General features: G+C 58.2%; 12 protein-coding genes. 3 read left to right on the top strand and 9 right to left on the bottom strand.

Annotation, left to right across the window (positions count from 1 at the left end):
* Positions 1-20: 20 nt before the first annotated feature.
* Positions 21-719 carry a fumarylacetoacetate hydrolase family protein gene (locus SBC1_RS01715; protein ID WP_165085983.1) on the bottom strand — a complete coding sequence of 233 codons (699 nt, stop codon included), beginning with the start codon at positions 717-719 and terminating at the stop codon, positions 21-23.
* 345 nt (positions 720-1,064) lie between these two features.
* On the opposite strand from SBC1_RS01715, the gene ybiB reads away from it, so the two are divergent.
* Together ybiB and leuA are read left to right on the top strand one after the other, a co-directional pair.
* A complete protein-coding gene (ybiB, locus tag SBC1_RS01710) occupies positions 1,065-2,024 on the top strand; it encodes a DNA-binding protein YbiB (RefSeq protein ID WP_165085981.1) in 960 nt (319 codons plus the stop codon).
* Between the two features lie 466 nt (positions 2,025-2,490).
* A complete protein-coding gene (gene leuA / locus SBC1_RS01705; RefSeq protein WP_165988765.1) occupies positions 2,491-4,149 on the top strand; it encodes a 2-isopropylmalate synthase in 1,659 nt (552 codons plus the stop codon).
* Positions 4,150-4,401: 252 nt separating this feature from the next.
* On the opposite strand, the gene SBC1_RS01700 is transcribed toward leuA, so the two are convergent.
* Positions 4,402-4,797: a nuclear transport factor 2 family protein gene (locus SBC1_RS01700; protein WP_165085979.1), complete on the bottom strand. Its 396-nt coding sequence runs from the start codon at positions 4,795-4,797 to the stop codon at positions 4,402-4,404.
* A gap of 46 nt (positions 4,798-4,843) precedes the next feature.
* Positions 4,844-5,410: an acyloxyacyl hydrolase gene (locus SBC1_RS01695; RefSeq protein WP_165085977.1), complete on the bottom strand. Its 567-nt coding sequence runs from the start codon at positions 5,408-5,410 to the stop codon at positions 4,844-4,846.
* Positions 5,411-5,794: 384 nt separating this feature from the next.
* Between SBC1_RS01695 and rpoH the strand changes: the two genes are divergently transcribed.
* Positions 5,795-6,730 (top strand): RNA polymerase sigma factor RpoH, encoded by a 936-nt coding sequence (gene rpoH, locus SBC1_RS01690; protein WP_165085974.1) that lies wholly within the window; start codon positions 5,795-5,797, stop codon positions 6,728-6,730.
* 234 nt (positions 6,731-6,964) lie between these two features.
* Here rpoH and cyoD read toward each other — a convergent pair whose 3' ends face one another.
* From cyoD to nagE, 6 genes are all read right to left on the bottom strand, one after another.
* Positions 6,965-7,297: a cytochrome o ubiquinol oxidase subunit IV gene (cyoD, locus tag SBC1_RS01685; RefSeq protein WP_165085971.1), complete on the bottom strand. Its 333-nt coding sequence runs from the start codon at positions 7,295-7,297 to the stop codon at positions 6,965-6,967.
* Positions 7,298-7,906 (bottom strand): cytochrome o ubiquinol oxidase subunit III, encoded by a 609-nt coding sequence (gene cyoC, locus SBC1_RS01680; protein WP_165987075.1) that lies wholly within the window; start codon positions 7,904-7,906, stop codon positions 7,298-7,300. It lies immediately after the preceding gene.
* On the bottom strand, positions 7,906-9,903 hold the full coding sequence (gene cyoB / locus SBC1_RS01675) for a cytochrome o ubiquinol oxidase subunit I (protein ID WP_165988763.1): 1,998 nt from the start codon (positions 9,901-9,903) through the stop codon (positions 7,906-7,908). The genes cyoC and cyoB overlap by 1 nt, the downstream gene beginning before the upstream one ends.
* A gap of 15 nt (positions 9,904-9,918) precedes the next feature.
* Positions 9,919-10,809, bottom strand: coding sequence for a ubiquinol oxidase subunit II (gene cyoA, locus SBC1_RS01670; RefSeq protein ID WP_165085965.1), 891 nt, complete (start codon positions 10,807-10,809; stop codon positions 9,919-9,921).
* A 320-nt stretch (positions 10,810-11,129) separates the two neighbouring features.
* Positions 11,130-12,500 carry a DUF1996 domain-containing protein gene (locus SBC1_RS01665; protein WP_165987073.1) on the bottom strand — a complete coding sequence of 457 codons (1,371 nt, stop codon included), beginning with the start codon at positions 12,498-12,500 and terminating at the stop codon, positions 11,130-11,132.
* Positions 12,501-12,856: 356 nt separating this feature from the next.
* On the bottom strand, positions 12,857-14,626 hold the full coding sequence (nagE, locus tag SBC1_RS01660; RefSeq protein ID WP_165085958.1) for an N-acetylglucosamine-specific PTS transporter subunit IIBC: 1,770 nt from the start codon (positions 14,624-14,626) through the stop codon (positions 12,857-12,859).
* Positions 14,627-14,637: the final 11 nt, after the last annotated feature.

Genomic DNA, 14,637 nt, shown 5'->3' with positions numbered 1-14,637 from the left:
GGTCCCCTCCGTTTTTATAGTCAGACCACGCGCACGGAAAACTCTCCGATTCCGTCGACACCGCCCTTCATCAGGTCGCCCTTCTGAATGGCGCCGACGCCTTCAGGCGTACCGGTAAAAATGAGGTCGCCCGGGAACAACTCGAATAGCGTGGACAGATACGCGATCGTGTCGCCCACGGACCAGATCAGTTGCGAGATGTCCGATCGCTGCTTCTCTTCGCCATTGACGGTGAGCCAGATCGCGCTTTTTTCCAGATGCCCAACTTTTGCTACCGGATGAATCGGACCGAGCGGCGCCGAATGATCGAAGCCCTTCGCCGTATCCCACGGGCGGCCTAGCTTCTTCGCTTCGGCTTGCAAGTCACGGCGCGTCATGTCGAGGCCGAGCGCGTAGCCGTAGACGTGATCAAGTGCTTTATCGGCAGGAATGTCCTTGCCTTGCTTGCCGATCGCCGCCACGAGTTCCATCTCGAAGTGCACGTTCTTCGACTGCGACGGATACGGGAATTCGCCGGTCGCACCGGGCGCGACGTACAGCACGGCGTCAGCGGGCTTACCAAAGAAAAACGGCGGTTCACGATCGGGGTCGTGCCCCATCTCGCGCGCATGCGCCTCGTAGTTCCGACCGACGCAATAAATCCGGCGAACGGGAAACTGGTCGCCGGAACCGACGACAGGCACTGCGACCGCGGGTGCCGGAGCAAATACGTGACTCATTGCGTTTTCTCCTGTTTGATGAAGCATCGACCTGAACCTCAAGTTTAACGTGCACAGTTGCGCATCGCGATTCGGCTGAACGGCCTATGAGCCCCAACGCGTCGCGCAGTAAAGCAAGCATGAGCGCGCCGCACGGTCTGCGATTCCCGTTGGGCGGTCCTAAGCCCACGATCATCGAAATGAGCGGCAAGCGCCCCGAAAACGATCCGCCAAACCGTTCGGCGACTTGCAAGCCCGGCTCAAATGCGGTACTGAATGTGATTCCTGTATTTCCAGAATTGCAGCGGCCTATCGCGTAGAGGCGATTCAGCTACCCGTACGCAGGCCGCTCAGACAAACCAATCAATGACCGACAGAGCCCCTTTCCCGTGCGCCCGTTTCATCAAGGAAATCGGCCGCGGGCCGAACGGCGCGCGAGCGCTGACCCGCGAGGACACGTACGCCCTCTACGAAGCCATGCTCGACAATCGCGTCTCCGATCTCGAACTCGGCGCCGTGTTGCTCGCGTATCGGGTGAAAGGCGAGACCGCCGCAGAACTGGCTGCGATGCTGGCGGCCGCGCATTGCTCGTTCGAACCGTTGCATATCCAGAACGGCCGCGACCACGCACGCCCTGTCTCGATCCCCACGTACAACGGCGCGCGCAAGCAGCCGAACCTCACCCCGCTGCTCGCGATGCTGCTCGCGCGGGACGGTGTGCCCGTGCTCGTGCATGGCGTAACGACTGACCCAGGGCGCATAACGAGCGCCGCGATTTTCGCCGAGCTGGGCATTCCGGAATCCACCTCCCACGATGAAATCGAGGACAACCTCGCCTCTCGGCGGCTGGCGTTCGCGCCGATCACCGTGCTCGCGCCCAAGCTCGCGCGCCTGCTCGCGATCCGGCGGATCATGGGCGTGAGAAATTCCACGCATACGCTGGTCAAGATCCTGCAACCGTTCGCGCAACCCGGTTTGCGGCTGGTGAACTACACGCATCCGGAGTATCGCGAGAGCCTGACGGGACTGTTCACCGAGCATCCCGATGCAGCCGCTGGCGGCGCCCTGCTCGCACGCGGGACAGAGGGCGAAGCGGTCGCGGACACGCGCCGGCAAGTGCAGGTGGACTGGTTCCACGACGGCCACGCGGAAACGCTCATATCGCCCGAGCGCTCCTCGCCGGACGCGCCCGTGGTGGCGTTGCCCGAGGCTCTCGATGCCGCGACCACCGCCCGTTGGATCGAAACCGTGCTGCGCGGTGAAGCGCCTATCCCGCCCGCGCTCGCGCGTCAGGCGGAGTTGATTGCGGATATCGTCAGGCGGTAGGGCATTCGCAAAAGCATTCTTCAGTCGAGAAAGCGTTTCTGTTGACAAAAGCGCGCGCCCTACGCTAATGTGCAGAAATGAGCTTTACCCAATTCCCCTCCCTTCGAATTACTCAGGGTCGCCTAGCGCGGCCCCTATCGCTACGTCTAGCGTAAGTCGCTAAACGTGGCGCCGCGCGTTCCTCGCGCGGTCCCTCCCGCAGTTTCGTAGTTCCCCTTTTGCAGTTCCCTTTTCACCACCCGTAGTCGTCTGCTTTCGTCCGTTCATCCACGGATCGAAAACGCGAGGATCACATGCACGCTGCATTTGCATCGTTCACGTTCGTCACCGGCGTCACCCACGCCATGGCACGTCGCGAACCTGAACAGCGCGCATCGGAACGATGCCGGCAAGCCACCGGCCACTCCTCCGCCTCGCAACGACTGCGCTTTCACGCGTACAACGCGTTCAGCCGAGGCCCACGATGATGATGCGCAACCCTTCCGAGAAATACCGCCCTTTCCCCCAGGTCAACCTCAACGGCCGCCGATGGCCCACTCGCACAATTGAGCGCGCGCCCATCTGGATGAGCACCGATCTGCGTGACGGCAACCAGGCGCTGATCGACCCGATGAGCATTGAAGCCAAGCTCGAATTCTTCGAGATGCTGGCGGCGGTGGGTTTCAAGGAAATCGAAGTGGGCTTTCCGTCGGCATCGCAGACGGATTTCGACTTCGTACGTAAGCTGATCATGGAAAAACGCATTCCCGCTGACGTAACCATTGAAGTGCTCGTGCAGTCGCGCCGCGAACTCATCGAGCGAACATTTGAAGCAGTGGAAGGCGCGCCCCGGGTGATCGTGCACCTGTACAACGCCATTGCACCGTCGTTTCGCAAGATCGTTTTCGCGCAATCCAAGGAAGAAACCAAGGCGCTCGCCGTGGAAGGCACGCGCATCATCAAGGAGTGCGCCGCCGCGCGCCCCGGCACGCACTGGATCTACCAGTATTCGCCGGAAACGTTCAGCATGACCGAGCTTTCGTTTTCTCGCGAAGTCTGCGACGCCGTCGCGCAAATGTGGCGCCCAACGCCCGACCACAAGATGATCGTGAATTTGCCGGCCACCGTGGAAGCGGCCATGCCGAACGTGTTCGCCGATCAGATCGAGTGGATGGATCGCAACATGAGTTTCCGCGACAGCATCGTGCTCTCTGTGCATCCGCATAACGATCGCGGCACGGCAGTCGCCGCCGCGGAACTCGCGATCCTTGCCGGCGCAGATCGCGTGGAAGGCTGCCTCTTTGGCAACGGCGAGCGCACGGGCAATGTGGATCTCGTCACGCTCGCGATGAATTTGTACACGCAGGGTATCGACCCCGGTCTGGATTTTTCGGATATCGACGGCGTACGCCGCGTGGTCGAGCGCTGCAACCAGATTCCCGTGCATCCGCGTCACCCGTACGCCGGCGATCTCGTGTTCACGGCCTTCTCCGGCTCGCATCAGGATGCCATCCGCAAGGGGTTCGCCCAGCGCGAAGCGGACACGGTGTGGGACCTGCCGTATCTCCCCATCGACCCTGCCGATCTTGGCCGCAGCTACGACGCCGTGATTCGCGTGAACAGCCAGTCGGGCAAAGGCGGCGCGACGTATCTGCTCGAACGCGGGCTGGGCTTCACGCCGCCGCGCCGCGTGCAGATCGAATTCAGCCACGTCGTGCAGAAAGTCGCCGACGCCTCCGGCGCGGAAGTCTCCGGCGATGCCATTTGCGCGTTGTTCAAGCGCGAATACTTCGACGCACAAGGGCCGGCGTCGCGGACGGATGCCTCGACCCTGCACTTCGATGGACGCCACGTGAAGCTGCCCGTCTCCGCAGTTGCCGACGAGGCGCACGCGCAGGCAATCGCTGCGACGGTAGCCAGCGTTGCGAATGTGGCGATCGAGGTGACATCGTTTGAAACCACCACGACCGCGAAGGGTGAGACGGCGGTGTTCATCGGCTGCAGGATTGACGATCAGGCGATGCGGTTCGGCGTCGCGGTGAATGCGAACGCGATTCAGGCAGTCGTCGATGCCATCGTCAGCGCGGTAAATCGCGTGAGCTGGGCCGGGAGCAAGGAAGTGGAAAGCGAAGCGGTAGCGGCGTGAGGCCGCGGCTTTCCAGTAACGAGTAGTGGGCAGTAGCTAGGAGGTGAGACGCGCTGAAGTTGGCTTGGAAAATAGGTAATGCCCGGTGATGGTGCCAGCGTCGCTTTCCCAAACCAGCCGAATCAGCGCGGCAGAAATTTGCGAAGCAGGCGATAAAACACGACAACCGGTATCAGCATGGCGACCGGCGCTCACAAGGCGCCGATCCGCCGGCCGAACCGCGACGCCCGACCGAACGGCGTCGAACCGGTGCTAATCCAGCGCCACGCGTGTTGCCTGCATCGCGAGCAACTGCCATTGCCCATCGACCTGAATATGAATGGCCGTGTACGCGATGGGAAACAGCAAGGCGCCGTTCTTCGACTCCATCTCGAGCAACGCGCGCCCATAAACGATCCACGTGTCCCGTCCGCCCGGTATCACATCCTGCGACTGGATCTCGATCTGCCGATAGCGCCGGCGCCCCGCCATGATCGCATCAATAAACTGACGCTTCGTCTCGCGCTTGCCATTGGTGTGAACATAGCTGGCGTTCTCCGACAGCAGCGCGTCCAGCAGTTCGCCGTCACCGTCGACCATCGCACGGAAACGCTCGCGCTCGAGTTCGCGGATCGCCTCGATGGGCGTATCGATAGGTTGTGCCGGCATCTGTCGATTCCTTTCGCGCTAGAGGAACCGATGGACGCGGTCCCCGTCAGAAGTTGTATTGCAAATATATCTGGCTGAAATTTATACCAGGATTCGGGTGTTCGATACCGCCGTTCGATAAATGCTGAAACCGGAAGCCTGCCTGATAGTTTTGATGTGCGCCGAATTGAGCCCCTACGCCCACGACATCGGCGAACTGAAAGGCCGAAGAGAAGGTACGCGTCTCGGTCTCGCGAACATGTGACAGGAGCCGTATGCCTACACCGGCTTCCACGTAGGGCCGAAACCATCCGGAACTCTTGATGAAGCGGAACATCGGGGTGAGACCAAATTCCCAGATGCCCGGATTCGAAGCCTGACTTTCGCGAATATCCCAGTAGGCCACGTGCGCTTCGCCCACAACAGTGAAGTGGAAACCGCCGATTTCCCACCAGGTCCAGTTGGGGTCCCAGACCGCACCGACATCTGCCTTCCGGACGTCATGGTCGGCAACCCCGCCGGCAATCTGTACGCCGAACTGATCAGCGTGGGCAGCGGCCGAAGCCAAGACCAGCGCACCAAACAAGGCACCGTAGAAAGAGCGCTTTTGCCAGACACTTTTGTTTTTCTGCATGAATACTCCGCGGCTGGATTCTCACAAGATGGGCTCGCCACCAACGCAGCAAGCCGTCATTTTAGAGACGGTCTCAAAAAACTGCTCGGAAGAGTTCTGCTGAACGGGCGAAACACGGAGTTAAGTTTCGTCGAATCCTGATTAGCGCGTAAATCGTGCGAAATCTTGCAAATTTCTTTCGGTAAGTTTGACAGTGACACCGTTTCGCGGTGTGCAACAGTCCGGGAAAGCACTTATTGGCTATTGGAGCGTTGATTCTAATAGCGTATGGGAACTTGGACACACAAGGGCTCTCTAATCCTTAGCACTCGAAATGGCAGAGTGCTAATATCGTGGCTAACCCGGTTTCTCATCGGGTTTTTTGTTGATAAGGAGCACACAAGCGTGACCAATGCGATGACCCTCCCGAATACTGGACACTCGGCGCCGGCCAAGGCCGCTTCGGCAGGTGCGCTGACGTTTGCGCAGTCGTCCATGTTGACTGGCCAGATCGGCAACATCGACGCCTACATTTCGGCTGTCAACCGGATCCCGATGCTAACGCCGTCGGAAGAACGTCAGTACGCCACCGAATTCCGTGAGAACGACAACCTGGACGCCGCGCGTCAGCTCGTGCTGTCGCACCTGCGCCTGGTGGTATCGATTGCCCGCAATTATTTGGGTTATGGGCTACCCCACGCCGACCTGATTCAGGAAGGCAATATCGGCCTGATGAAGGCCGTGAAGCGCTTCGATCCGCAACAGAACGTGCGGCTGGTGTCGTATGCCATGCACTGGATCAAGGCTGAGATTCACGAGTACATCCTGCGCAACTGGCGCACGGTGAAAGTGGCAACCACGAAGGCGCAGCGCAAGCTGTTTTTCAACCTTCGCAGCCACAAGACCGGCCACAACGCGTTCACGCCGGGTGAGGTTGATAGCCTGGCGAAAGAACTGAACGTGAAGCGCGAGGAAGTCTCCGAGATGGAAACGCGTCTTTCAGGCGGAGACATCGCGTTGGAAGGTCAGATCGACGACGGCGAGGAATCGTATGCGCCTATCGCATATCTGGCCGACTCGCACAATGAGCCGACCAACGTGCTGGCGTCGCGTCAGTTCGACAAGCTGCAAAGCGAGGGGTTGTCGACCGCGCTCGAATCGCTCGACGAACGCAGCCGCCGGATCGTTCAGGCGCGTTGGCTCGAAGTGGAAGACGACGGCTCGGGTGGCAAGACGCTGCATGAACTTGCTGACGAGTTTGGGGTATCGGCGGAACGGATTCGCCAGATCGAAGCCAGCGCAATGAAGAAAATGCGCACGGCGCTGCACGAGTACGCTTGAGCGATTAGCACAGGAGATTCGCCGCTTGAGTTTTTAGCGATTCGTGAGAAATTCATAAGCGGTGCGTAGAGAAGAGTTGAAAGCCTGCCGTCGAAAGACGGCGGGCTTTTCTTTGCCTGCGCGATTCGCTCGATTTGCTTATATGCGACGTACCTGACACGCACCAATGAAAAAGCGGCGCCAGAGGTTTCCCTCTGGCGCCGCTTGGCGTTCAGCCAGCAGACCCTCTGCGACTTAGCGCGACATCATGTGCGCGCCGACGTTATGCAGCACCCACAACGTCCCGCCGATCAGAATCACCGCCACCAGCACGGCGAATCCGAGCGAGAGCAGGTTCCATCGCTGCGATGAAGACGTGTTCATATGCAGGAAAAACACCAGATGCACGAGGATCTGGATAAACGCGAGCACGGCGATGGCGATGACCGACTCTGTCGGCCCCAACGCTTGCTGCATGACCAGTCCAAAAGCGGCGGCCGTGAGCACGACCGACAGGACGAAGCCAATGACATACGAGCGCACGCTGCCGTGGCCCGCGCCGGTATCGATTGAATGTGCGTTTGCCATTTATACGACGCTCGTCAGATAAACAAAGGTAAAGACGCAAATCCACACGATGTCCAGAAAGTGCCAAAAGAGGCTGAGACACGTGAGGCGCGTCAGATCGCGTTGGGTGACTTTCTTGTTGCCGATCACCTGGATGGCCAGGACCGCCATCCAGATCAGGCCGACCGTCACGTGCAAGCCGTGCGTTGCGCCCAGCGTGAAGAACGCCGACAAAAACGCACTGCGATCGGGTCCGTAACCCTGCGCGATCAGCATGCTGAACTCGTGGATTTCCAGCACGATAAACACAGCACCCAGCAAGAACGTCACGCCGAGCCACGCCAGCAGTGCGGTCGACTTGCCCTTGTGAGCGGCCAGCATGCCAAAGCCGAACGTGATACTGCTCACCAACAGGATGGCTGTTTCGAGCATGACGCCCGGAAGCTCGAACACGTCCTTACCTGAAGGACCGTCCGCGAACTGGTGCCCCATGACGGCGAACACTGCGAACAACGACGCAAAGATAATGCAGTCGGTCATCAGGTACACCCAGAACCCCAGCACGGTATTCGACGCGCCATGGTCATCGTGCGATCCCTGCAAATCAAGTGGGATGGTTTTTTGCAGCATTACAGTGCCTCCTGCAGGTCCAGCGTCCGCGCTGACGTCGGCGTCGGCGAGCCGTCCATGCCGGCGACGGTTTCAGCGGAAATGGTGTAGTCGATGTCGTTGTTATAGCTACGAAGGATCAGCGTGACGACCACGCCCAGAAGCCCCGCGATTGCCAGCCACCAGATGTGCCAGACCAACGCAAAACCGACAGCCAGGCTGAACAACCCAACAAACAGACCAGCGCTCGTGTTGCGCGGCATGTGGATGTCGCGGTAATCCTCGCGTGCGTGGCGCGTGCGGCCGCGTTCCTTCATGTGTGCGAACGCGTCGAGTTCATGGACCACCGGCACGACCGCGAAGTTATAGACAGGCGGCGGCGAACTGGTCGACCATTCGAGTGTGCGGCCATTCCACGGGTCGCCGGTGACGTCTTTGTAGGCAGGCGAATTCCGTTTCACGACGCTGACAACCACCTGAGCGATCTGGAACACCACGCCGACGAGGAGGATCAGCGCACCGATCAACGCGACAACCATGTACGGCTGCCATCCCGGCGTGTCGTAATGATTCATGCGGCGCGTCGCACCCATGAAACCGAGCACGTACAGCGGCATGAACGCAGTCCAGAAGCCTACGAACCAGCACCAGAATGCGCACTTACCAAGCGTTTCGTTCAGCTTGAAACCGAACGCCTTCGGGAACCAGTACGTGAAGCCGGCGAGATACCCGAACACCACGCCGCCGATAATCGCGTTATGGAAGTGAGCGATCAGGAACAGGCTGTTATGCAACACAAAGTCAGCGCCCGGCACGGCCAGCAACACGCCCGTCATGCCGCCAACGGTGAACGTGATCATGAAGCCGATTGTCCACAACACCGGCGATGACAACTCCAGCCGCCCCTTATAGATGGTGAATAGCCAGTTGAAGATCTTCACGCCGGTCGGAATGGCAATGATCATGGTCATGATCCCGAAGAACGCATTCACGTTCGCGCCGGACCCCATCGTGAAGAAGTGATGCAGCCAGACGAGCAGCGACAACACCATGATCGAGCACGTGGCGTAGACCATCGTCTTGTAGCCGAACAACGGCTTTTTCGCGAACGTAGCCACGACTTCCGAGTAGATGCCGAACGCCGGCAGCACCAGGATGTACACCTCCGGATGTCCCCAGGCCCAAATCAGGTTCAGATACAGCATGGCGTTGCCACCGGCCTCGTTCGTGAAGAAATGCATGCCGAGGTAGCGGTCGAGCGCCAGCAACGCGAGCGTCGCGGTCAGGATTGGGAACGTGGCGAGAATCAGCACGTTCGAGCACAGCGACGTCCACGTGAACACCGGCATCTTCATGAGCGTCATGCCCGGTGCGCGCATCTTGATGATGGTCACGAAGAAGTTGACGCCAGTGAGCAACGTTCCTATGCCGGACAGCTGCAAACTCCACAAGTAGTAGTCGACGCCCACCCCTGGACTGAATTGCAGCTCCGACAACGGCGGATACGCGAGCCACCCGGTTTGCGCAAAGTCCCCGATCACCAGCGAGATATTGATCAGGATGGCGGCAAGCGCTGTCATCCAGAAGCTAAGCGAGTTGATGAACGGGAACGCGACATCGCGTGCGCCAATTTGCAGCGGCACGACAATGTTCATCAAGCCGATCATGAACGCCATCGCCATGAAGAAAATCATGATGACGCCGTGCGCCGTGAAGATCTGGTTGTAATGCTCGGGCGGCAAAAATCCTGGCCCGTTAGAGGCGAGCGCGAGTTGCGTGCGCATCATGAGCGCGTCTACAAAACCGCGCAGCAGCATTAACACCGCCACCACGATGTACATTACGCCAATCTTCTTGTGATCGACTGAGGTCAGCCATTCACTCCACAGATAGCCCCACTTCTTGAACCACGTCAGCCCGACGACCACGGCCACCACAATGAGGGCCATGAACGCCGCCGCGGCCATGATGATTGGCTGGTCGAACGGTATGTCCGCCAGCGTTAATTTTCCCAACAGATTTCCAAACATGGCTTATCCCTTCGTGCGGCAGATCGGGTCGGGTATGTTGCGAGCATGCCCGTTGTTGTATTTCGCGACGATGCTCTGGAACAGATTCGCGTCGACCTTCGAGAAGTACTGGACCGGGTGTTTTTCGGTCGGCAAGGCAACGGCTGCATAGTTGACGCCGTCGAGCTGACTCGGCGATGACTTCACCTTCGCCACCCAGGCGGCAAACTCTTCAGGCGTGGTTGCCACGGCGCGGAATTTCATGTCGGAGAAACCTTGACCACTGAAATTCGCAGAGATACCGGCGTAATCGCCCGCTTCATCGGCGATCAAATGCAGCTTGGTCTGCATGCCCGCCATTGCGTAAATCTGACCACCCAATTGCGGGATGAAAAATGAGTTCATCACCGAATCTGACGTGATCTTGAAGTTCACCGGCGTACCAACGGGAAACTCAATCCGATTAACCGACGCAATACCCAGATCCGGATAAATGAAAAGCCATTTCCAGTCGAGCGCGACAACTTCAACATTGATCGGCTTAACCTCAGAGACAAGCGGCTTATAAGGATCGAGTGCGTGCGTGCTTTTGTACGTCAATATGCCGAGATAAAGAATAATCAAGCTCGGAACGAGCCAGATCACCACTTCAATCTTGGTGGAGTGAGCCCATTTCGGCAAATATTCAGCCGATGTATTCGATTGCCGATATTTCCACGCAAACAGCAGCGTCAGGAAGATCACCGGCACCACCACGATCAACATGGCGTACGTGGACGTAAGAATAAGATTCTTCTCAGCCAGTCCGATGCTGCCTTTAGGATCGAGTAGATCCATCTGGCCACATCCCGACAGAAGAAGAGCAGGGAAAATTGCTAACCGCTTGCAAAACCCCGACCCGGATTTTTGTTTCATACCTTGCCCGATTTCAACGTTTTTGAGATATTACGTTTAGACTTTTAATCAGCCTCGGGCGAAGGGTAGCGCGATTTCAAGCGCCAATTTAATGCAACTTTCTCGAAAAATCTTTTGTGTTTATTCGATGCGTCTTGTTGTCGCAGATTAATGTTTAATTTATTTAAATACTTTGGTTTCTTATTATTGAGATAATCGGATTTAATTGAGAATTTGACGATGCGACAATGCGAGGGCGTTGAACGTCGCAGCTGTAAACGGCAGCCGGAGCGGCTCGGGCCTGAAGCTGCCCGAAACGCTCCGGTATCGTTGGAAATCCCTTACTTCAGGTAAAGGCCCGGTGTCCATGAACCGCTACGCGACGAGAAGCTGACCGTCTTGCCCGTCCTGTTGCGAATGCAGAGGCCCACTTCCTTCGCCCCAGCGGCTTTTAGCGCTGCAATATACCCACTGATGTCGTTGGTCCGCACCTGCTGCACGTTATCAAGATAGATCCCGCCAATGCCCTGGCTCGTACTGCAGGCCGCCGCGTTTGGCAAATGCTCCGTGTCGTCCCAATCAGTCGTTGCGGCATAGAGATTGAGCATGACGGCCGAGTCATCGGTCGTATTCCCGCCCAGGGTCTGCAAATATGACTTGGCGTAGGGATAGTCATCGAGATGCTCCGGCATCGGAAATTTGATCAGGATCACGTTGTCAGGATCAGACACGAACGTCGTGCCCGACGGATCAGCCGGGCCTTTGCTGTCCAGCTGAACGTTCGCGCTGGCCGCCGAATAATAGACGGGAATGCCGCTGCCGCAGCTCCCTCCGACTTCGGGTTTGTTCATGCACATATCGATGAGGTATTTCATCGTCTCTACGTGCCATGCATTGAAGAAGTCGCCATGGGCGGTATACATGCTGCCCCATTGGGGTACCCATTTACCGTTCTCGAAGACGGGGTCCAGCGACAATTGCGCGTTCGACAGATCCGGATCGGTCCCGAGGTCATAAGCCAGGTTGATTTGCAACTCGGGGATCTTCACCGGATACGCACTGGGGCAAGTGCCGTCGGGGTTTCGATACGCGAAGTTAAGCCCGCCGTTCGCCGCTTTCATGAGGTTGCTCATCCGCGTGCTCTTGTTGGCACCAAGGATTGGCGCTAGCGTGTGGCCGTCCCAGCAGTCGGGAAAATGCACCGAGATATTGAGTTGCGACGACGCACCGGGGCTTGTCACGGGGCAGGTCTTCGGCATCGTTGTTGTGTAGCCCCCGGTGCCCGCGCACAAGAAGTTGACATGCGGATTGGGGGCAGTGCCCATGTGATTCCCTGCCAGCATCTCCAATCCTGGCGGAATTTGGTGGATAGGAACCACCGGCTGGTCATTCTTGTAATAGGTCTTCTGATACATCGGGGAGACCACTCCGTACGCCCTCTTAAGTTGCGGCGCCCAGTACGCCGACACGTCTGCGTTCGAACTGCAGGTGGTCACTTTATTGTTGTTCAACGACTCGTAAGTGCTGAACGCATTTGATTTTGTATTGCCGAAGAAATCGTGAACCATTGCTTCTCCCGGCCTTCCTGGATAAACAATGGGATCGTCTGGAAGCGTATGAGAATACGCACATTGCACCGAGAACGACGCGCTGGCGTGAGCTACGCTGCCAACCAGCATAAGCATGATCCACACGACGATTTTTGTTTTCATGAACGACTCCGGGTAGAAGAAGCGAAACAAAGTTGCAATCGGTTTCTCGATTTTTGTTAATTAATTAGTATTGTTAATCAATTAGTAACGACGGAGTCAAAAACCAGGTTTCCTGCATACAATACGCAATGAGAAAGAAACGAATACGAAATCCGTTACCCAACATGAATTAATTAGGTTTGCTCAATGTTTGAGCAACAAATAATAGACCCGGATCATGACTTTCGCCATGCCGGGTCTTGAAGTAAATCGAAGGAATTTGAAACTCGCGACCTCATCTGTTCAGATAAAGTCGCGTGATCAGCGGCTAAGGTTTCAAAACCCCAGCCGCCATAAGCACGTTGCTGCCAACAAAGTTACGCCGGCAATGGTGACGCGCCACCGCCCGGCGAAAGACGCTTCGCCATGGCGGCTGCATAACGATCAGCCGAGTTGCCCACGACAATGTGGAACGTATCGGCGGAAACCCACGCAACATCGAGTGTCGACAAGCGCTGACGATCAACCGATGAAGGATCGCGCACCACCACCCGCAGGCGCGTAGCTGCGACAGCATCGAGCGACGCCACGTTGGTCGCGCCGCCAAACACGGCAAGCCAGCGCACCGGGTCGGGATCGAGCGGACCTTGTTCACTTGCTGGAACCGCAGCCAGCGGCGCAACAGCCGCCGCAGTGGACGCAACCGGCGCTGCACCGCGTGTGGACGACCGTTCGAGTTCGGTGCGGATTTCATCGGAGATGAGATCGGCTTCCGGCCCGATGATGACCTGCACACTCGTCGCGCCGCGCTTCAACACACCACGCGCGCCAATCGCCTTCAACTCGGGTTCCGACACCTTCCCTGAATCCACCACCGAAAGACGCAGACGGGTCGTGCAGGCATCGACGACCGTCAGGTTCGACGCACCGCCCAAAGCAGCGATGTAGCGTACTGCGCGCGGCACGGTAGCACCGGCTGTCGGGGAAACGAAACCCGTGTTGTCATAGGACTCGACTTCTGCATCGGTCGTAGCAGGCTCACGGCCCGGCGTTGCCATGTTGAACTTGCGGATAAAGAAGCGGAACAGGCCGTAATAGACCACACCGTAGACCAGGCCCACCGGAATCGCCAGCCAGCCGCGCTGCGAGAGACCATAGTTCAGCACGTAGTCGATCGCGCCGGCCGAGAACGTGAAGCCGAGGTGAATGCCCAACGCCGAGCAAATGGCGAGCGACAGGCCCGTCAGCACCGCGTGGATCGCGTACAGCACCGGTGCGAGGAACATGAAGGTGTATTCGATAGGCTCGGTCACGCCCGTCAGGAACGCGGTCAGCGCCATCGAGAAGAGCAAGCCGCCGACCATTGCGCGACGTTCCTTCGGTGCTTCGTGGAACATGGCCAGACAGGCTGCCGGCAAGCCGAACATCATGATCGGGAAGAAACCCGTCATGAAACCGCCTGCCGTTTTATCGCCGGCAAAGAAACGATGCAAGTCGCCCGTCACCGCCGCGCCGCCGCCCGGGGGCGTGTACGAACCGAACACGAACCATGCAAGCGAGTTGATGATGTGATGCAGACCCGTCACCAGCAGGATCCGGTTCAGCACGCCGAACACGAAGACACCCAGCGCGCCCGCGCCGGTCAGCCAGCCGCCGGCTGCATCAATAGCCGCCTGGACCGGTGCCCAGACATAGCCAAGTATGATGCCGAGCACCAGACAGGTCACCCCCGTGACAATCGGCACGAAGCGTTTCCCTCCGAAGAACGCGAGGTACTCAGGGAGCTTGATGTCTTTATAGCGGTTATACAGATACCCGGCCACGCAACCTGCGAGAATCCCCGACAACACGCCCATGTTGAGCTTGTCGTTGATGTCCTTCATCACCGCGATTTCGATCAGGTAACCGATCGCACCCGCCAGACCGGCCGTACCGTTATTGTCCTTCGCAAAACCAACTGCCACGCCGATGGCGAACAAGAGTGGCAGGTTCGAAAAGATCGTATCGCCAGCGTCGGCGATCATCTTGATGTTGAAGACATCCGGCTGGCCGAGGCGCAATAGCAGCCCGGCCACCGGTAGCACGGCAATCGGCAGCATCAGCGCGCGGCCGAGACGCTGCATTTTTGCAAACAGGTTAGCGTCCATCAGGTTCTCCA

Source organism: Caballeronia sp. SBC1, assembly GCF_011493005.1.
Lineage (GTDB): Bacteria > Pseudomonadota > Gammaproteobacteria > Burkholderiales > Burkholderiaceae > Caballeronia.
Note: the sequence above shows the minus strand (reverse complement) of the source record. Positions and strands in the feature narration are given on the sequence as shown.

What these genes read in the sequence shown, in the direction of transcription:
- leuA (WP_165988765.1), top strand. Translation starts at nt 2,491, where the DNA reads ATGATGCGCAACCCTTCCGAGAAATACCGCCCTTTCCCCCAGGTCAAC.
- cyoA (WP_165085965.1), bottom strand. Translation starts at nt 10,809, where the DNA reads ATGAAACAAAAATCCGGGTCGGGGTTTTGCAAGCGGTTAGCAATTTTC.
- cyoD (WP_165085971.1), bottom strand. Translation starts at nt 7,297, where the DNA reads ATGGCAAACGCACATTCAATCGATACCGGCGCGGGCCACGGCAGCGTG.
- SBC1_RS01715 (WP_165085983.1), bottom strand. Translation starts at nt 719, where the DNA reads ATGAGTCACGTATTTGCTCCGGCACCCGCGGTCGCAGTGCCTGTCGTC.
- nagE (WP_165085958.1), bottom strand. Translation starts at nt 14,626, where the DNA reads ATGGACGCTAACCTGTTTGCAAAAATGCAGCGTCTCGGCCGCGCGCTG.
- ybiB (WP_165085981.1), top strand. Translation starts at nt 1,065, where the DNA reads ATGACCGACAGAGCCCCTTTCCCGTGCGCCCGTTTCATCAAGGAAATC.
- SBC1_RS01665 (WP_165987073.1), bottom strand. Translation starts at nt 12,500, where the DNA reads ATGAAAACAAAAATCGTCGTGTGGATCATGCTTATGCTGGTTGGCAGC.
- SBC1_RS01700 (WP_165085979.1), bottom strand. Translation starts at nt 4,797, where the DNA reads ATGCCGGCACAACCTATCGATACGCCCATCGAGGCGATCCGCGAACTC.
- SBC1_RS01695 (WP_165085977.1), bottom strand. Translation starts at nt 5,410, where the DNA reads ATGCAGAAAAACAAAAGTGTCTGGCAAAAGCGCTCTTTCTACGGTGCC.
- cyoC (WP_165987075.1), bottom strand. Translation starts at nt 7,906, where the DNA reads ATGCTGCAAAAAACCATCCCACTTGATTTGCAGGGATCGCACGATGAC.